This window comes from Streptomyces inhibens (genome assembly GCF_003389455.1).
Taxonomy (GTDB): domain Bacteria; phylum Actinomycetota; class Actinomycetes; order Streptomycetales; family Streptomycetaceae; genus Streptomyces; species Streptomyces inhibens.
In genome coordinates this window covers 1-14,222 of record NZ_QUAC01000095.1, presented here as the reverse complement: position 1 = coordinate 14,222, position 14,222 = coordinate 1, and the positions used below count along the sequence as shown (strand labels likewise).

The following is a 14,222-nucleotide window of genomic DNA, read 5'->3' as shown; positions in this document are numbered from 1 at the left end:
GCCGTTTGGTGCGTGCGCTGTTGAGGGTCTGTGCCCTTGTGGGCGTGCGCTGTTGAGGGTGTGTGCCCTTGTGGGCGTGCGCTGTTGAGGGTGTGTGCCCTTGTGGGCGTGCGCTGTTGAGTGCGTCACATCGCCGTGGTGCGGTGGGTGGGGTGCCTGGGCCGGCTGTACGGCTTCAGTCGTTGCCGTGCGTGTCGTCGCTGTGTGCGTCGTGGCTGTCGGTGTTGTCGCTGTGCGTGTCGTCGGTGTCCGTGCCGTTCAGTGCCAGGCGGTCGCCGATTGCGCGCAGGCCGGCAAGGTCATGGACATCGCCGGGCAGCGCGGCGACCTCCGTCACCGGGACCTCGGGATGCAGTGCGGTGAAGCGGTCCCGGGTGCGGCGTTCGCGTGAGAGGACCTGCATACGTTCCGCGTGCAGTCGTAGCAGCCCGGCGGCCAGTTGAGCCGCCGAGGCCGAAGTGGGTGCCACATGCTCCGCCGCGGCAGCGGGGGAGAGGCCGCCGGCGTTACGTGATCCAGCCTTCCCGCCGTCGAGATCCACAATGCCGGTTGGTTCAAGATTATTTTCGGCACGGTCGGGATCGGCGTCGGCGTCCTCCGCCATCCGCTCCGTCAGGGCCTCCGCGGCGGCCAGCGCGCGCTCGGCGCTCAGTTGCGCGGCGCCGCTGCCGTGCACCCGGTTGAGTACGAGGCCGGCCAGCGGCATCTGTTCGGCGGCCAGCCGCTCGACGAAGTACGCCGCCTCCCGCAGCGCGTCCCGCTCCGGAGCGGCCACCACGAGGAACGCCGTGCCGGGCGCCTGCAACAGGCGGTAGGTGGCGTCCGCGCGGGTGCGGAAGCCGCCGAACATGGTGTCCATCGCGGCGACGAACGTCTGCACATCGCGCAGCAGTTGACCGCCCATGAGCTTGCTGAGGGTGCCGGTCATCATCGACATGCCGACGTTGAGGAACTTCATGCCGGCCCGGCCGCCGACCTTCGCCGGCGCCATCAGTACCCGGATGAACTTGCCGTCCAGGAAGGAGCCGAGGCGCTTGGGCGCATCCAGGAAGTCCAGTGCGGAGCGGCTCGGAGGAGTGTCGACAATGATCAGATCCCACTCGTCGCTCGCGCGGAGCTGGCCGAGCTTCTCCATGGCCATGTACTCCTGCGTGCCCGCGAAACCGGCCGACAGGGATTGGTAGAAGGGGTTCTCCAGGATGGCGCGGGCGCGGTCGGCGTCCGCATGGCCCTCGACGATCTCGTCGAAGGTGCGCTTCATGTCCAGCATCATCGCGTGCAGTTCGCCGCCCGCGGTCTCGTCCACGCCCTTGACCTGGCGCGGGACGTTGTCGAGCTCGGAGATGCCCATCGACTGCGCCAGCCGCCTGGCCGGGTCGATGGTCAGCACGACGACCTTGCGGCCGCGCTCGGCGGCGCGTACACCCAGCGCCGCGGCGGTCGTGGTCTTGCCGACGCCGCCCGAGCCGCAGCACACCACGATGCGGGTGCGCGGGTTGTCGATCAGCGCATCGACCTCGAGCCACGGGGCCGAGGCGTCCAGCGTCGTGTCGTCCGAGGTCATATGGGCCTCTGTTTCCGAAGGTCTCTCGCCAGGTGGTAGAGCCCGGCGAGGTCCACTCCCTCGGGGAGCAGCTCCAACTCGTAGGTGGGCAGGCCGATTGCGGTCAGCTCGGCGTGCTCGGCGCGCTCCAGCTCGACCCGTTCGGCGTGTTCGCGCGCCTGCTCCAGCAGGGGGTCGATCAGCCGGTCCGCCAGGCCGCCGCGGCGGGCACCGCCCAGTCCGGCCTGGGAGAGCGCCTTGGCGACGCCCGTACGGGCCCCACGGGCGGCGATGATGTCGAGGTCGCCGTTGTCCAGCAGGGCCGGGCGGGTCATGTTGATGACGATGCTGCCCACGGAGATGCCGGCGGCGCGCAGCTCCTCGACGCCGTCCGCGGTCTCCTGGACCGGCATCTCCTCCAGGAGCGTCACCAGATGCACCGCGGTCTCGGGCGACTTGAGGACCCGCATCACGGCCTGCGCCTGATTGTGGATCGGGCCGATCTTGGCGAGTCCGGCCACCTCGTCGTTGACGTTCAGGAAGCGGGTGATGCGGCCGGTCGGCGGGGCGTCCATCACGACCGCGTCGTAGACGAACTTGCCGCTCTTGTCCTTGCGGCGGACCGCCTCGCACGCCTTGCCGGTCAGCAGGACGTCCCGCAGGCCCGGCGCGATGGTCGTGGCGAAGTCGATCGCGCCGAGCTTCTTGAGCGCCCGGCCGGCGCTGCCGAGCTTGTAGAACATCTGGAGGTAGTCCAGGAGGGCGCGTTCGGCATCGATGGCCAGGGCGTGGACCTCGCCGCCCGCCCGTCTCCCGCCACCGCCCCGAGGGGAATCTCTGCCGGACTCCGTCCGGGGGGACCCCCATCGCGAGGCGTCCTCGGACGCGGGTCCTACGGCGATCTTGCGTTCCTCGTACGGAAGCGCTTCGGTCTCGAACAGCTGGGCAATGCCCTGCCGGCCCTCGACCTCGACCAGGAGGGTACGGCGCCCCTCGGTGGCCAGGGCGAGGGCGAGGGCAGCGGCGACCGTGGTCTTGCCGGTGCCGCCCTTGCCGCTGACGACATGGAGCCTGCTCACGCCAAGGAGCCTAACCAGTCCGCGTCCCGGCTACGCACGGGATACGCCTGGAATGACCCGGAGATCCGCCCGTGAGGGGTCCGGGTCCGGTCAGGGATGCGCCGTAGGGGCTCGGCGGCTGCCTGGCCGTACGCCGCGTCGGGCGGGCGCGGGCGGGCCACGGCGGACGGCGTCCACCGCCGCCGTGGACAGGCATTACGCTCGGCCCATGACCAAGTGGGAATACGTGACCGTGCCGCTGCTCGTGCACGCGACGAAGCAGATTCTGGACACCTGGGGCGAGGACGGCTGGGAGCTGGTCCAGGTCGTGCCGGGCCCGAACAACCCTGAGCAGTTGGTGGCCTACCTGAAGCGGGAGAAGCAGGCGTGAGCGCGGTAGAGGACAAGATCGCATCGCTCGGCCTGAAGCTGCCGCACGTCGTGCCGCCGCTGGCCACGTACCAGCCCGCGGTGCGCTCCGGCTCGTACGTCTTCACCTCCGGCCAGCTGCCCATGGTGGACGGCGCGCTGCCGGCCACCGGCAAGGTCGGCGCCGAGGTCGGCGCGGAGCAGGCCAAGGAACTCGCCGCGACCTGCGCGCTCAACGCGCTGGCCGCCGTGAAGTCCGTCATCGGCGACCTCGACAAGATCCAGCGGGTCGTGAAGGTCGTCGGTTTCGTGGCCTCCGCGCCGGACTTCACCGGCCAGCCGGCCGTCCTCAACGGCGCCAGTGAGCTGCTGGGCGAGATCCTCGGCGACAAGGGCGTGCACGCCCGGTCCGCGGTGGGCGTGGCGGTGCTGCCGCTCGACGCGCCGGTCGAGGTCGAGATCCAGGTCGAGATCGCCGAATAGGCGGTGCGCGAGGCCGGGCACGCCCGGAGCGCGCGCCTCACGCCAGGGGGTCCCTCGTTGCAGGGGCCCCCGGTGAGGAACCGGACGAGGACCGGTGAGGAACCGGCGAGGAAACCGGCGAGGAACCCGGCGGGAAAATGCCCCTCGAACATCCGCGCGCGAGCGCATAGCATCCGGCCATGTCGTCCACGACCAATGGCCAGTGGTACCCGCCGGAGTGGCCGGACCGCATCCGGGCACTCGCGAACGGCGAGCTGACCCCTGCCGAGCCCCGGCGGGCCGCGACCGTCCTGCTGCTGCGGGACGGCTCCGGCGGCCCCGCCGTCCATATGCTGCGCAGACGCGCCTCCATGGCCTTCGCCGGAGGCGCGTACGCCTATCCGGGCGGCTCCGTCGATCCACGCGACGAACGGCCGGTGGCCTGGGCCGGTCCCTCGCGGGCCCAGTGGGCGGTCCGTATGGGCGTCGATCCGGCCACCGCCCAGGCCATCGTCTGCGCGGCGGTACGCGAGACGTTCGAGGAGGCGGGGGTGCTGCTCGCGGGCGCCTCGGCCGACACGGTCGTCGCGGACACGACGGGCGAGGACTGGGAGCGGGACCGCGCGGCGCTGGTCGCCCATGAGCTGTCCTTCGCCGACTTCCTGGGCCGCCGCGGCCTGGTCCTGCGCTCCGACCTGCTGGGCGCCTGGGCCCGGTGGATCACCCCGGAGTTCGAGCCGCGGCGTTACGACACCTGGTTCTTCGTCGCCGCGCTGCCCGAGGGCCAGCGCACCCTCCCCCAAGGACCTCCGACAATCCCCCAGTCTCAACTGCGTTCGACCGGGGGCACCCCCATCGCCTCCTCAGAGGCGGACCTCGCCGTGTGGATCCGCCCGGAGGAGGCAGCTGCCGGCTACGACCGCGGTGAGCTGCTGATGATGCCGCCGACGATCGCGACGCTGCGCGGGCTCCAGCCGTACGCCACCACCGCGGACGCGCTGGCCGCCGCGGAGGCCCAGGACCTGACGCCGGTGCTGGCCCGTGCGCGGCTCGTGAACGGCGCGATCGAGCTGAGCTGGCCTGGGCACGACGAATTCACCAAGCACATCACGCAGAACGACGCTGCGACCGGTGCTCCTGGGGGCGGCGGACCCGACGGCCCCTCAGACAGCCCCGGCCCCTCGGGAGGGACCCCCACATGACCGAAGCAGCCGCCCTTCCCGGCCAGCCCCGTGGCGGAGTGATCTCCGGGCCGGCCACCGCGCGCGCCCACTGTGTGCTGGCGCCCAACCCGTCGGCGATGACGCTGGACGGCACCAACACCTGGATCGTCGCCGAGCCGGACTCCGACCTCGCCGTCGTCATCGACCCGGGGCCGCTCGACGAGGGCCACCTCCGGGCCGTCATCGACACCGCCGAGCGGGCCGGCAAACGCATCGCGCTGACCCTGCTGACCCACGGTCACCCGGACCACTCCGACGGAGCCGCCCGGTTCGCCGAGCTGACCCGTTCGGCCGTACGGGCGCTGGACCCTGCGCTGCGCCTCGGCGACGAGGGGCTCGACGCGGGCGAGGTCATCACCAGCGGAGGCCTGGAACTGCGCGTGGTGCCCACACCGGGCCACACCGCGGACTCACTGTCCTTCCACCTCCCGGCCGACGGCGCGGTCCTGACCGGCGACACGATCCTGGGGCGCGGCACCACCATGGTCGCGCACCCCGACGGGCGGCTGGGCGACTACCTGGACTCGCTGCGCCGGCTGCGCTCCCTCACGGTCGACGACGGTGTGTCGACGGTCCTGCCGGGCCATGGGCCGGTGCTGAACGACGCCCAGGGGGCGGTGGAGTTCTATCTGGCGCACCGTGCCCACCGGCTCGCCCAGGTGGAGACCGCGGTCGAGGCGGGCCATCGCACCCCCGCCGAGGTCGTGGCGAGCGTCTACGCCGACGTCGACCGCTCCTTGTGGCCGGCCGCCGAGCTGTCGGTGCGGGCACAGCTGGAGTATCTGGGCGAGCACGGGCTGATCTGAGCTGGTCCGGGGGGTGATCCCGGGGCGGGGCCGTAGAGCTCCCAGAGGGCGGCTGAGAGGCTCCGTCAGCGTCCCTACGGGCGGGGGGCCTTCGCCCCGTGGACGGCCAGGTACGTGTCGGCCAGCCAGGGCGCGAGGCCGGTGAGCAGCTCGTCGAGCAGCGCGGGGTACGCGGCCGGCGTCCGGGCGGCGCGCGCCGCGGCGCGCATCTGATCGGCGTGCGCCGGGTAGTAGCGGGCGAACACCTCGGCGGACTCGGTGAGATCGCTCGTCCAGCCGCCCCAGCGCGGCATGACCAGCGTGAATCCGGTCCGTACGAGCCGACGCGCCACGCCCCGGGTCAGCCGGGTGCGTTCGGCCTCCGTGGTGGCCGCCGCGGCCTTCTCGCGCAGACCGGGCAGGCCGCGGAAGAGGTCGCCGTTGGTCTCGCGGGCGAGGAGCGAGGTGGGGCGGTAGCGGGGCAGCCGCGCGGCGAGGTCCGGGCCGCTGAGCGGGGTGCACAGACAGGCCACGAACCACGCCGCGTCGTAGCGCTCCAGCTCGCTCAGCACGTGGTCCACGCCGCACAGCAGGATCCCCGCGCCGTCGACCTGCGGGAAGGCGGCGTCCAGCGCGTCCTCGATGGCGCGGGCGGCGGCGCGGTCGGCGTCGGTGGGCTCCTCCCGCAGGGCGAGCAGCGCATCGAGGTCGGAGACGCCGGGGACGGCGGTGCCGCGCGGGATGCTGCCGTAGAGATAGCTGCTGTGCAGGCGGTCGGGGCCGAAGTGGTCGGTGAGCCGCGCGCGGAGCTCCGCCACGACGGGCGCGAACCGCGCGGATACGCGGTCCAGGGACCCTTCCCGTACGAAGTAGCCGTCCTGGTCGAGCCCCGTCCCGTTGGTCATGGCGCAACTATCGCGAGGGGGTGGGCGGTCCCGCGAGCCAATTGCGAAGGGCCCCGCCGGAGCGGGGCCCTTCGCGGCTGTCTACGAGCCGGCGTCAGCGCGAGCGCTTGGCCAGCCGCTCGACGTCCAGCAGGATCACGGCGCGCGCCTCCAGGCGCAGCCAGCCGCGGCCCGCGAAGTCGGCGAGGGCCTTGTTGACCGTCTCGCGGGAGGCGCCGACCAGCTGGGCCAGCTCCTCCTGCGTCAGGTCGTGCACGACGTGGATGCCTTCTTCGGACTGCACGCCGAAGCGGCGCGACAGGTCGAGCAGGGCGCGCGCCACGCGGCCCGGCACGTCCGAGAAGACCAGGTCGGACATCTGGTCGTTGGTCTTGCGCAGCCGGCGGGCGACCGCGCGCAGCAGCGCGGTGGCGACCTCGGGCCGGGCATTGAGCCAGGGCTGAAGGTCACCGTGGCCCAGGCCGAGGAGCTTGACCTCGGTGAGCGCGGATGCGGTGGCCGTGCGCGGGCCCGGGTCGAAGAGCGAGAGCTCACCGATCAGCTCTCCGGGGCCGAGGACGGCGAGCATGTTCTCCCGGCCGTCCGGTGAGGTGCGGTGCAGCTTCACCTTGCCCTCGGTGACCACGTACAGGCGGTCGCCGGGGTCCCCTTCGTGGAACAGGGCGTCGCCGCGGGCAAGCGTGACCTCTCCCATAGAGGCGCGCAGCTCAGCCGCCTGCTCGTCATCGAGCGCCGCGAAGAGCGGTGCGCGCCGCAGAACGTCGTCCACGAGATCTCTCCTTGTCGACATGCTCCGGGGGACTGTGGTCCCCATCATGCCGGAATGCAAAACAGTGCGATCAATCACAAGTTTGCCGGACCGGTGCCCCGCGCCATAAGGCAGGGGGCCGATTGGGGTCACGAATCCTGGTGATCAAGCCGGATGTCAGTGGGTGGCCTTAGTCTGGCCGAGTGTCCAATACGCCGGTGAGAGCAGAGGACTGGGGGGCCGGACGAGTGAGCGCAGGGCGTGATTCCGCTGTGGGCGAACAGCCGTCCGGCGAAGCCTCGAATTCGGATAAAAGTAACAAATCGCCCTCCGGGGTGATGCCGGACCGGAAGCCTACAGTCCGGAAATCCGGCGCGTCGCGGCCGGCGGCGCAGGACACGAGCCCGGTAGGCAAGACCTCGGCAGGGAAGAAGGCCGCCGTGAACGCAACCCCCGAGAAGCCGGCGGCGGCCAAGAAGGCCGCGGCGAAGAAGGCCGTCACGAAGAAGGCCGCTGTGAAGAAGGCCGTAGCCAAGAAGACCGCCGTGGCCGCTGAGCCGGCTCCCGCCAAGAAGACCGCTGCGAAGAAGACGGCCGCTAAGAGCGCCGCGGCGAAGAAGACGGCCGCCAAGAGCGCCGCGGCGAAAAAGACAGCCGCCAAGAAGACCCCCGCCAAGAAGACCCCGGCCAAGAAGGCCCCCGCGTTCAAGCGCGAGTCGCGGGCCGCCATGGTGCGGCGGGCCCACCAGATCAACCACGAGCTGGCCGAGCTGTATCCGTACGCCCATCCCGAGCTGGACTTCACCAACCCCTTCGAGCTGCTGGTCGCCACGGTGCTGTCCGCGCAGACCACCGACCTGAGGGTCAACCAGACCACCCCGCGCCTGTTCGCGGTCTGCCCGACGCCCGAGGACATGGCCGCGATGGACCCGGAGCGGCTGGAGGAGCTGATCCGGCCGACCGGCTTCTTCCGGGCCAAGACGAAGTCGCTGCTGGGGCTGTCGGCCGCACTGCGCGACCGCTTCGGCGGCGAGGTGCCGGGCCGCCTGGAGGATCTTGTGACGCTCCCCGGGGTCGGCCGCAAGACCGCCAATGTGGTGCTGGGCAACGCCTTCGGTGTCCCCGGCATCACCGTCGACACCCATTTCGGCCGCCTGGCCCGCCGCTTCGGCTGGACCACCGCCGAGGACGCCGAGAAGGTCGAGGCGGATGTCGCCGCGATCTTCCCCGAGAGCGAGTGGACGATGCTCTCGCACCGTGTCGTCTTCCACGGCCGCCGCGTCTGCCACTCCCGCAAGCCCGCCTGCGGCGCCTGCGCCATCGCCCCGCTGTGCCCCGCGTACGGCGAGGGCGAGACGGACCCGGAGAAGGCGAAGAAGCTGCTCAAGTACGAGCTGGGCGGCCAGCCGGGGCAGCGGCTGAAGCCACCGGCCGACTATCCGGGGCAGCCCGCGCCTCCGATGGCGCCCCCGGTGGGCGCTTCATGACGGCAGCCGCGACACCCCCTCGGGGGACCGACGACCGAAGCCAGACCTGAGAGGCGCGTATGAGGAGTGCACGGGAGCAGCAGTACGGCGAGGAGGCGGGCGTCCGCGAGGCGGCGACCGGCGCGGCATCCGGCCGGGAGGTCACGGTCACCGCCGACGGTCTGCCCGAGTGGCTGGCCCCGGTGGCCCGCGCGGCCGGCACGATCGAGCCGCGCCAGCTCAGCCGCTTTCTGCCGCCGGAGAGCGGCGGCCGGCAGTCCGCGGTGCTGATCCTCTTCGGCCACGGCCCCCGCGGCCCCGAGCTGCTCCTGATGGAGCGGGCCGGCACCCTGCGCTCGCATGCCGGTCAGCCCTCCTTCCCCGGTGGCGCCCTCGATCCGGAGGACGGCGACCCCGACGGGCCCGGCCCGGTGCGGGCGGCGCTGCGTGAGGCCCAGGAGGAGACCGGCCTCGACCCGTCCGGTGTGCAGGTCTTCGGCGTGCTGCCGCGGCTCTACATCCCCGTCAGCGGCTTCGTGGTGACGCCCGTCCTGGGGTGGTGGCGCCGGCCGACCCCGGTCGGCGCGGTCGACCAGGCCGAGACCGCCCGGGTGTTCACGGTTCCCGTGGCGGATCTCACGGACCCCGCCCATCGTGTGACAACGCGCCATCCCAGTGGCCACATCGGGCCGGCATTTCTTGTCGAGAACGCCCTGGTCTGGGGCTTTACGGCCGGTGTGATCGACCGGATCCTGCACTACTCGGGGTGGGAGATTCCGTGGGACCGTGACAAGCAGGTCCCGCTCGACTGGCGCTCGTGAGACGGTGTCCGGCGTGAACGTCCTGGACATCCTGCTGCTGGTCGCGGCCGTGTGGTTCGCGATCGTCGGCTATCGGCAAGGTTTTGTCGTCGGCATCCTGTCCGTGATCGGCTTCCTCGGAGGCGGCCTGATCGCGGTCTATGTGCTGCCCGTGATCTGGAACGAGATCACCGGCGATGCGACGCCCAACACCTTCGCGGCCATCGCGGCGGTCGCCATCGTGATCGTCTGCGCATCGGTGGGCCAGGCGCTCACCACCCATCTGGGCAACAAACTGCGCCGCCACATCACCTGGTCACCGGCGAGAGCGCTGGACGCGACCGGTGGCGCGCTGGTCAACGTCCTGGCGATGCTGCTGGTCGCATGGCTGATCGGCTCCGCGCTGGCCGGTACGTCCCTGCCGACGCTCGGCAAGGAGGTCCGTAACTCCAAGGTGCTGCTCGGGGTGTCCCGGGTGATGCCCCCACAGGCCAGCACCTGGTTCGCGGACTTCTCCTCGGTGCTCGCGCAGAACGGCTTCCCACAGGTCTTCACGCCGTTCTCCAACGAACCGATCAACAATGTGCCGGCGCCCGACCCCCAGTTGGCCAGCAGCCCGGTGGCGGCGCACGCCAGGCGCAGCATCGTCAAGGTCGTCGGCACGGCCCCCAGCTGCGGCAAGGTCCTCGAAGGCAGCGGCTTCGTCTTCGGGCGGCACCGCGTGATGACCAACGCCCATGTCGTCGGCGGCGTGAGCGAGCCGACCGTCCAGGTGGGCGGCGAGGGCCGTACGTACGACGCCAAGGTCGTGCTCTACGACTGGCAGCGCGATATCGCTGTCCTGGATGTGCCCTCGCTGGACGCCCCGGCACTGCGGTTCGCCGACTCGGACGCGAGCAGTGGCAAGGACGCCATCGTCGCCGGCTTCCCGGAGAACGGTGGCTATGACGTCCGCGCCGCCCGTATCCGCGGCCGTATCCAGGCCAACGGCCCGGACATCTACCACCGCGGCACGGTCGGCCGCGATGTCTACTCGCTCTACGCCACGGTCCGGCAGGGCAACTCTGGTGGCCCGCTGCTCACCCCGAAGGGTGAGGTCTACGGCGTCGTCTTCGCGAAGTCGCTGGACGACTCGCGCACCGGCTACGCGCTGACCGCCGACGAGGTCCGTCAGGACGTTCTCACGGGGCGTACGGCCCAGCAGCAGGTCAACAGCCAGGGCTGCGCGATCTGAGTCTTCGGGGGCGCGTCAGGCGCGGGGAGAAGGGCTTCCCGCGCCCTGCCGGCGGTGCCGTGGCTCAGGTGCGGGGATGGCGCAGGCGCGCGCTCATCCAGCGCGCTCTGCGGCGCAGGATGCGCGGAATGCCCATCGGGTGCCCCGGATCGGGGGAATCGCCGGGCCCGAGGTCCGGAGTGCCCCTGTCCTGAGTGCCCACTGCAGCGGCACTGCTGCGGCGGTTGCGTGCCACGTCACGGTAGTCGTGCGTCCAGCCCATACCCTCGACTCTGCCCGTGCCCCAAGGTCCGTAACCGCCTCGTGGACCGCCAATTGGCCTATGCGCCGGGCAAGTGGCCGTTCGCCATACGAACGTTCGAACCGAACGCGAACCAGTCCCGCCAAGCGGTTCGCCCCGCCCGCTGAGCGGGGCGCGACGTCCCGAACGAGCGGGGACGAACGGCCTGTTACCGGTCCGGTTCCGGGTCCTTCAGCCAGTTGATCAGCTCTGTCGAGAAGGCCACCGGGTCCTCCTCGTGCGGGAAGTGCCCCAGCCCGTCGAACAGCCGCCAGCGGTAGGGGGCTTCGACGTACTCGCCGGAGCCGGCCGCGCTGCGGGTGCGCATCACCGGGTCCAGCGAACCGTGCAGATGCAGCGTCGGGACCCGTACGGGCATCTTCATCCGGCGGTTGAACTGGATACCGTCGGGGCGGGCCATCGACCGCACCATCCAGCGGTACGGCTCGATCGAGCAGTGCGCCGTCGAGGGGATGCACATCGCCCGCTGGTAGACGGCGATCGCGTCGTCCTCCGGCAGCCGGGGCCCGGACCAGTCGCGGATCATCCGGCCCACCAGCGCCGCGTCGTCCGCCACCAGCCGGCGCTCCGGCAGCCAGGGCCGCTGGAAGTTCCAGATGTGCGAACTCTGGGCGCTCTGCCGGACGTCGGCGAGCATCGCCGAGCGCCAGCGCCGCGGGTGCGGCATCGAGGCCACCGCGAGCCGGCGCACCAGCTTGGGCCGCATCACCGCGGCCGTCCAGGCGAGATAGCCCCCGAGGTCGTGCCCGACGAGCGCGGCGTCCGGCTCGCCCAGGGACCGGATGACGCCGGTGATGTCCAGGGCGAGGTTCGCCGGGTCGTAGCCGCGCGGGGTGCGGTCGCTGCCGCCGACGCCCCGCAGGTCCATCGCCACCGCGCGAAAGCCCGCCTCGGCGAGGGCCGGGAGCTGGTGCCGCCAGGTCCACCAGAACTGTGGGAAGCCGTGCAGCAGCAGCACCAGTGGGCCGTCACCCATCTCGGCGATGTGGAAGCGCGCGCCATTGGCCGCGACATCGCGGTGCGACACCTCTTTCCCGCAGGGGATGCCGAGCCGTACGACCGAGGCGGTGCTGTCAGGGGCTGTCATACCGACGAGCGTGTCACAGACTCCAGCACCGGGTGTTCCGCAGGCGCCAGGCGCGGGTGCGGCTTGGCCTTCTGCAGCACGGCCGCGGTCTCCCTGGCGGAGATCATGGACTTCTCCGGCTTCTTGATCTTCTTGATCTTGGCCATCGCGATGAGGGCCAGCAGCCCGGCGAGGACCAGGAAGGCGCCGCCCACGATCAGGAAGGACCAGGCCAGCCCGAGGCCGAGGTTGTGGATGCCGTACGCCGCCGCGAAGCTCAGCACCGGCAGCGCGAACAGCGCCAGCGCCCCGGCCACCATGAACGCGGCGCTGCCGATGCCCGCCCGCTTGGCGTCCTGCCGCAGCTCCGCCTTGGCCAGCGCGATCTCGTCGTGCACCAGTGCGGACATCTCGGCGGTGGCCGAGGCCACCAGCTGCCCGAGGCTGCGGTCCGCGCCGTCGTCGGCTGCGCTCATCGCCGTCTCCCTCATCTCGTCACCCGGATGCAAAGCCTCTCAGATCATGCCGGACCATCGTCTCCGGCGTGCGAGCTGGAGGCCACTTCGGCAAGCCGCCGGTGTTCCGCGGCCTTGGCTTCGTGGATCGCCGCCATCCGCAGGTGGTACTCCGGCTTGTCGAGTTCGTAGATGTCGGGGATGCCGTCCCGGTCCTCGTCCCGCTCCTCTTCCTCGCACAGCTTCCGGTACTTGGCGTTACGGATCTTGAGGAGGATGCCCGCGAAGACGGCCGCGAGCAGCGAACCGATCAGCACGGAGGCCTTGATCTCGTCGGCCAGTGCGAGGTCCTTGGCGAAGGCGAGTTCGCCGATGAGCAGGGAGACGGTGAAGCCGATACCGGCCAGGGAGGCGACGGCGAAGACGTCCGGCCACTTGAGGTCGGGGTTGAGTTCGGCCTTGGTGAAGCGGGCGGTGAGCCACGTACCGCCGAAGATGCCCAGCGCCTTGCCGACTATCAGGCCGAGTACGACGCCGAGCGTCTCCGGCCGGGTGAAGACGTCATGGACCGCGCCGCCGGAGATGGACACGCCGGCGGAGAAGAGGGCGAACAGCGGTACGGCGAGACCGGCCGAGAGCGGCCGGACCAGGTGCTCGATGTGCTCGCCGGGGGACCGGGTCTCGCCGTCGCGGCGGGTGCAGCGCAGCATCAGGCCCATGGCGACGCCGGCGATGGTGGCGTGCACCCCGCTGTTCTCCATCAGGGCCCAGATGACCAGGGCGAGCGGGACGTAGACGTACCAGCCCCGGACGCCCTTGCGCAGCAGCAGATAGAAGATCGCCAGGCCGACGACGGCGAGGCCGAGCGCCAGGAAGTTGATCTTCGAGGTGAAGAAGATCGCGATGATCAGGATCGCGAAGAGGTCGTCGACGACGGCGAGCGTGAGCAGGAAGGCGCGCAGCGCGGCGGGCAGGGATGTACCGATGACGGCGAGTACGGCGAGCGCGAAGGCGATGTCGGTGGCGGTGGGGACCGCCCAGCCCTGCAGTGAGCCGCCGCCGATGCTGTTGACGGTGAAGTAGACGGCCGCCGGCATCGCCATTCCGCAGACCGCGGCGATCACGGGGAGTGCGGCGGCCCGGCGGTCGCGCAGCTCGCCGGCGACGAGTTCGCGCTTGAGCTCGATGCCGGCGACGAAGAAGAAGAGCGCGAGCAGGCCGTTGCCGACCCAGTGCTGTATGGACAGATCCAGGCCCAACGAGGCCGGGCCGAGATGGAAGCCGCGGACCGATTCGTAGCTCGCGCCGAGGGTGTTTGCCCAGATCAGGGCCGCGACGGCGGCGGCGAGGAGGAGAATGCCGCCCACGGTCTCGGCGCGGAGCGCATCCGCGATGAAGTTCCGCTCGGGCAGGGACATCCGTCCGAGAAATATGGAACGGCGGCTGTTGGGGGCGCTCATGCGCCGGCCTCGCTGCGCTCGGCGGGCTGGCATTCGCGCAGCGCGCACCTGTTGATCGTTCGCTTGCTTCGCGCGCTCACGGGGGTGACCTCCGGCCTTCGGCAGCTGTGTACGGCTGTTGCAGTTGCCGACCAGACTTCCCGGCGCACCCAGAGTTTCTTAGCGTGTCATTGACGCGGCTCCTACTTTACCCGGCGGGCGGCAGGGGCTATCCGGTGGCCTCACTTTACGGGCAAACCGGGCGTCGGGCTGCTGGAGGGGCACCACCCAAGGGCACCCCCCAGGGGCGAGCCGCCGGGACACGACGAGGGGGCACCCGGCCGTAGTGGCCGGGTGCCCCCTTTGCG

General features: G+C 71.2%; 15 protein-coding genes. 7 read left to right on the top strand and 8 right to left on the bottom strand.

Annotated features, from left to right (window positions below; translation table 11 throughout):
• Positions 1-175: 175 nt before the first annotated feature.
• Both bagB and bagA read right to left on the bottom strand, forming a co-directional pair.
• Positions 176-1,564 (bottom strand): ATPase BagB, encoded by a 1,389-nt coding sequence (gene bagB, locus DY245_RS12725; RefSeq protein ID WP_128506764.1) that lies wholly within the window; start codon positions 1,562-1,564, stop codon positions 176-178.
• The gene (bagA, locus tag DY245_RS12720; RefSeq protein WP_128506761.1) at positions 1,561-2,622 is read right to left on the bottom strand and encodes an ATPase BagA; all 1,062 of its coding nucleotides are present in this window, start codon (positions 2,620-2,622) and stop codon (positions 1,561-1,563) included. The genes bagB and bagA overlap by 4 nt, the downstream gene beginning before the upstream one ends.
• A gap of 208 nt (positions 2,623-2,830) precedes the next feature.
• Between bagA and sp36 the strand changes: the two genes are divergently transcribed.
• The 4 genes from sp36 (at position 2,831) to DY245_RS12700 (ending at position 5,461) form a co-directional block, all read left to right on the top strand.
• Positions 2,831-2,992 carry a Sp36 family protein gene (gene sp36 / locus DY245_RS12715; protein ID WP_003981536.1) on the top strand — a complete coding sequence of 54 codons (162 nt, stop codon included), beginning with the start codon at positions 2,831-2,833 and terminating at the stop codon, positions 2,990-2,992.
• Complete coding sequence (locus DY245_RS12710; protein ID WP_128506759.1) at positions 2,989-3,453, top strand: RidA family protein; 465 nt, start codon at positions 2,989-2,991, stop codon at positions 3,451-3,453. Before sp36 ends, DY245_RS12710 begins: the two co-directional genes overlap by 4 nt.
• A gap of 179 nt (positions 3,454-3,632) precedes the next feature.
• A complete protein-coding gene (locus DY245_RS12705) occupies positions 3,633-4,634 on the top strand; it encodes an NUDIX hydrolase (protein WP_128506757.1) in 1,002 nt (333 codons plus the stop codon).
• The gene (locus DY245_RS12700) at positions 4,631-5,461 is read left to right on the top strand and encodes an MBL fold metallo-hydrolase (RefSeq protein WP_128506755.1); all 831 of its coding nucleotides are present in this window, start codon (positions 4,631-4,633) and stop codon (positions 5,459-5,461) included. The genes DY245_RS12705 and DY245_RS12700 overlap by 4 nt, the downstream gene beginning before the upstream one ends.
• A gap of 74 nt (positions 5,462-5,535) precedes the next feature.
• Here DY245_RS12700 and DY245_RS12695 read toward each other — a convergent pair whose 3' ends face one another.
• Both DY245_RS12695 and DY245_RS12690 read right to left on the bottom strand, forming a co-directional pair.
• A complete protein-coding gene (locus DY245_RS12695) occupies positions 5,536-6,345 on the bottom strand; it encodes a nucleotidyltransferase domain-containing protein (RefSeq protein WP_128506753.1) in 810 nt (269 codons plus the stop codon).
• Between the two features lie 94 nt (positions 6,346-6,439).
• Positions 6,440-7,114 carry a Crp/Fnr family transcriptional regulator gene (locus tag DY245_RS12690; RefSeq protein ID WP_006604164.1) on the bottom strand — a complete coding sequence of 225 codons (675 nt, stop codon included), beginning with the start codon at positions 7,112-7,114 and terminating at the stop codon, positions 6,440-6,442.
• A gap of 317 nt (positions 7,115-7,431) precedes the next feature.
• On the opposite strand from DY245_RS12690, the gene nth reads away from it, so the two are divergent.
• From nth to DY245_RS12675, 3 genes are read left to right on the top strand one after another with little or no spacing between them, the layout of a single operon-like run.
• Positions 7,432-8,580 carry an endonuclease III gene (gene nth / locus DY245_RS12685; protein ID WP_128506751.1) on the top strand — a complete coding sequence of 383 codons (1,149 nt, stop codon included), beginning with the start codon at positions 7,432-7,434 and terminating at the stop codon, positions 8,578-8,580.
• 59 nt (positions 8,581-8,639) lie between these two features.
• Positions 8,640-9,380, top strand: coding sequence for an NUDIX hydrolase (locus DY245_RS12680; protein WP_128506748.1), 741 nt, complete (start codon positions 8,640-8,642; stop codon positions 9,378-9,380).
• Between the two features lie 13 nt (positions 9,381-9,393).
• A complete protein-coding gene (locus tag DY245_RS12675) occupies positions 9,394-10,593 on the top strand; it encodes a MarP family serine protease (RefSeq protein WP_128506746.1) in 1,200 nt (399 codons plus the stop codon).
• Between the two features lie 64 nt (positions 10,594-10,657).
• Here DY245_RS12675 and DY245_RS46195 read toward each other — a convergent pair whose 3' ends face one another.
• The 4 genes from DY245_RS46195 to nhaA all read right to left on the bottom strand — a co-directional run bounded on the left by DY245_RS46195 (position 10,658) and on the right by nhaA (position 13,875).
• Positions 10,658-10,855: a hypothetical protein gene (locus tag DY245_RS46195; RefSeq protein ID WP_128506744.1), complete on the bottom strand. Its 198-nt coding sequence runs from the start codon at positions 10,853-10,855 to the stop codon at positions 10,658-10,660.
• Between the two features lie 187 nt (positions 10,856-11,042).
• Positions 11,043-11,981: an alpha/beta fold hydrolase gene (locus DY245_RS12665; protein WP_128506742.1), complete on the bottom strand. Its 939-nt coding sequence runs from the start codon at positions 11,979-11,981 to the stop codon at positions 11,043-11,045.
• Positions 11,978-12,436, bottom strand: a complete 459-nt coding sequence (locus DY245_RS12660) for a phage holin family protein (RefSeq protein ID WP_128506740.1) — start codon at positions 12,434-12,436, stop codon at positions 11,978-11,980. The genes DY245_RS12665 and DY245_RS12660 overlap by 4 nt, the downstream gene beginning before the upstream one ends.
• Before the next feature lie 44 nt (positions 12,437-12,480).
• Positions 12,481-13,875, bottom strand: coding sequence for a Na+/H+ antiporter NhaA (nhaA, locus tag DY245_RS12655; protein WP_128506738.1), 1,395 nt, complete (start codon positions 13,873-13,875; stop codon positions 12,481-12,483).
• Between the last annotated feature and the right edge of the window lie 347 nt (positions 13,876-14,222).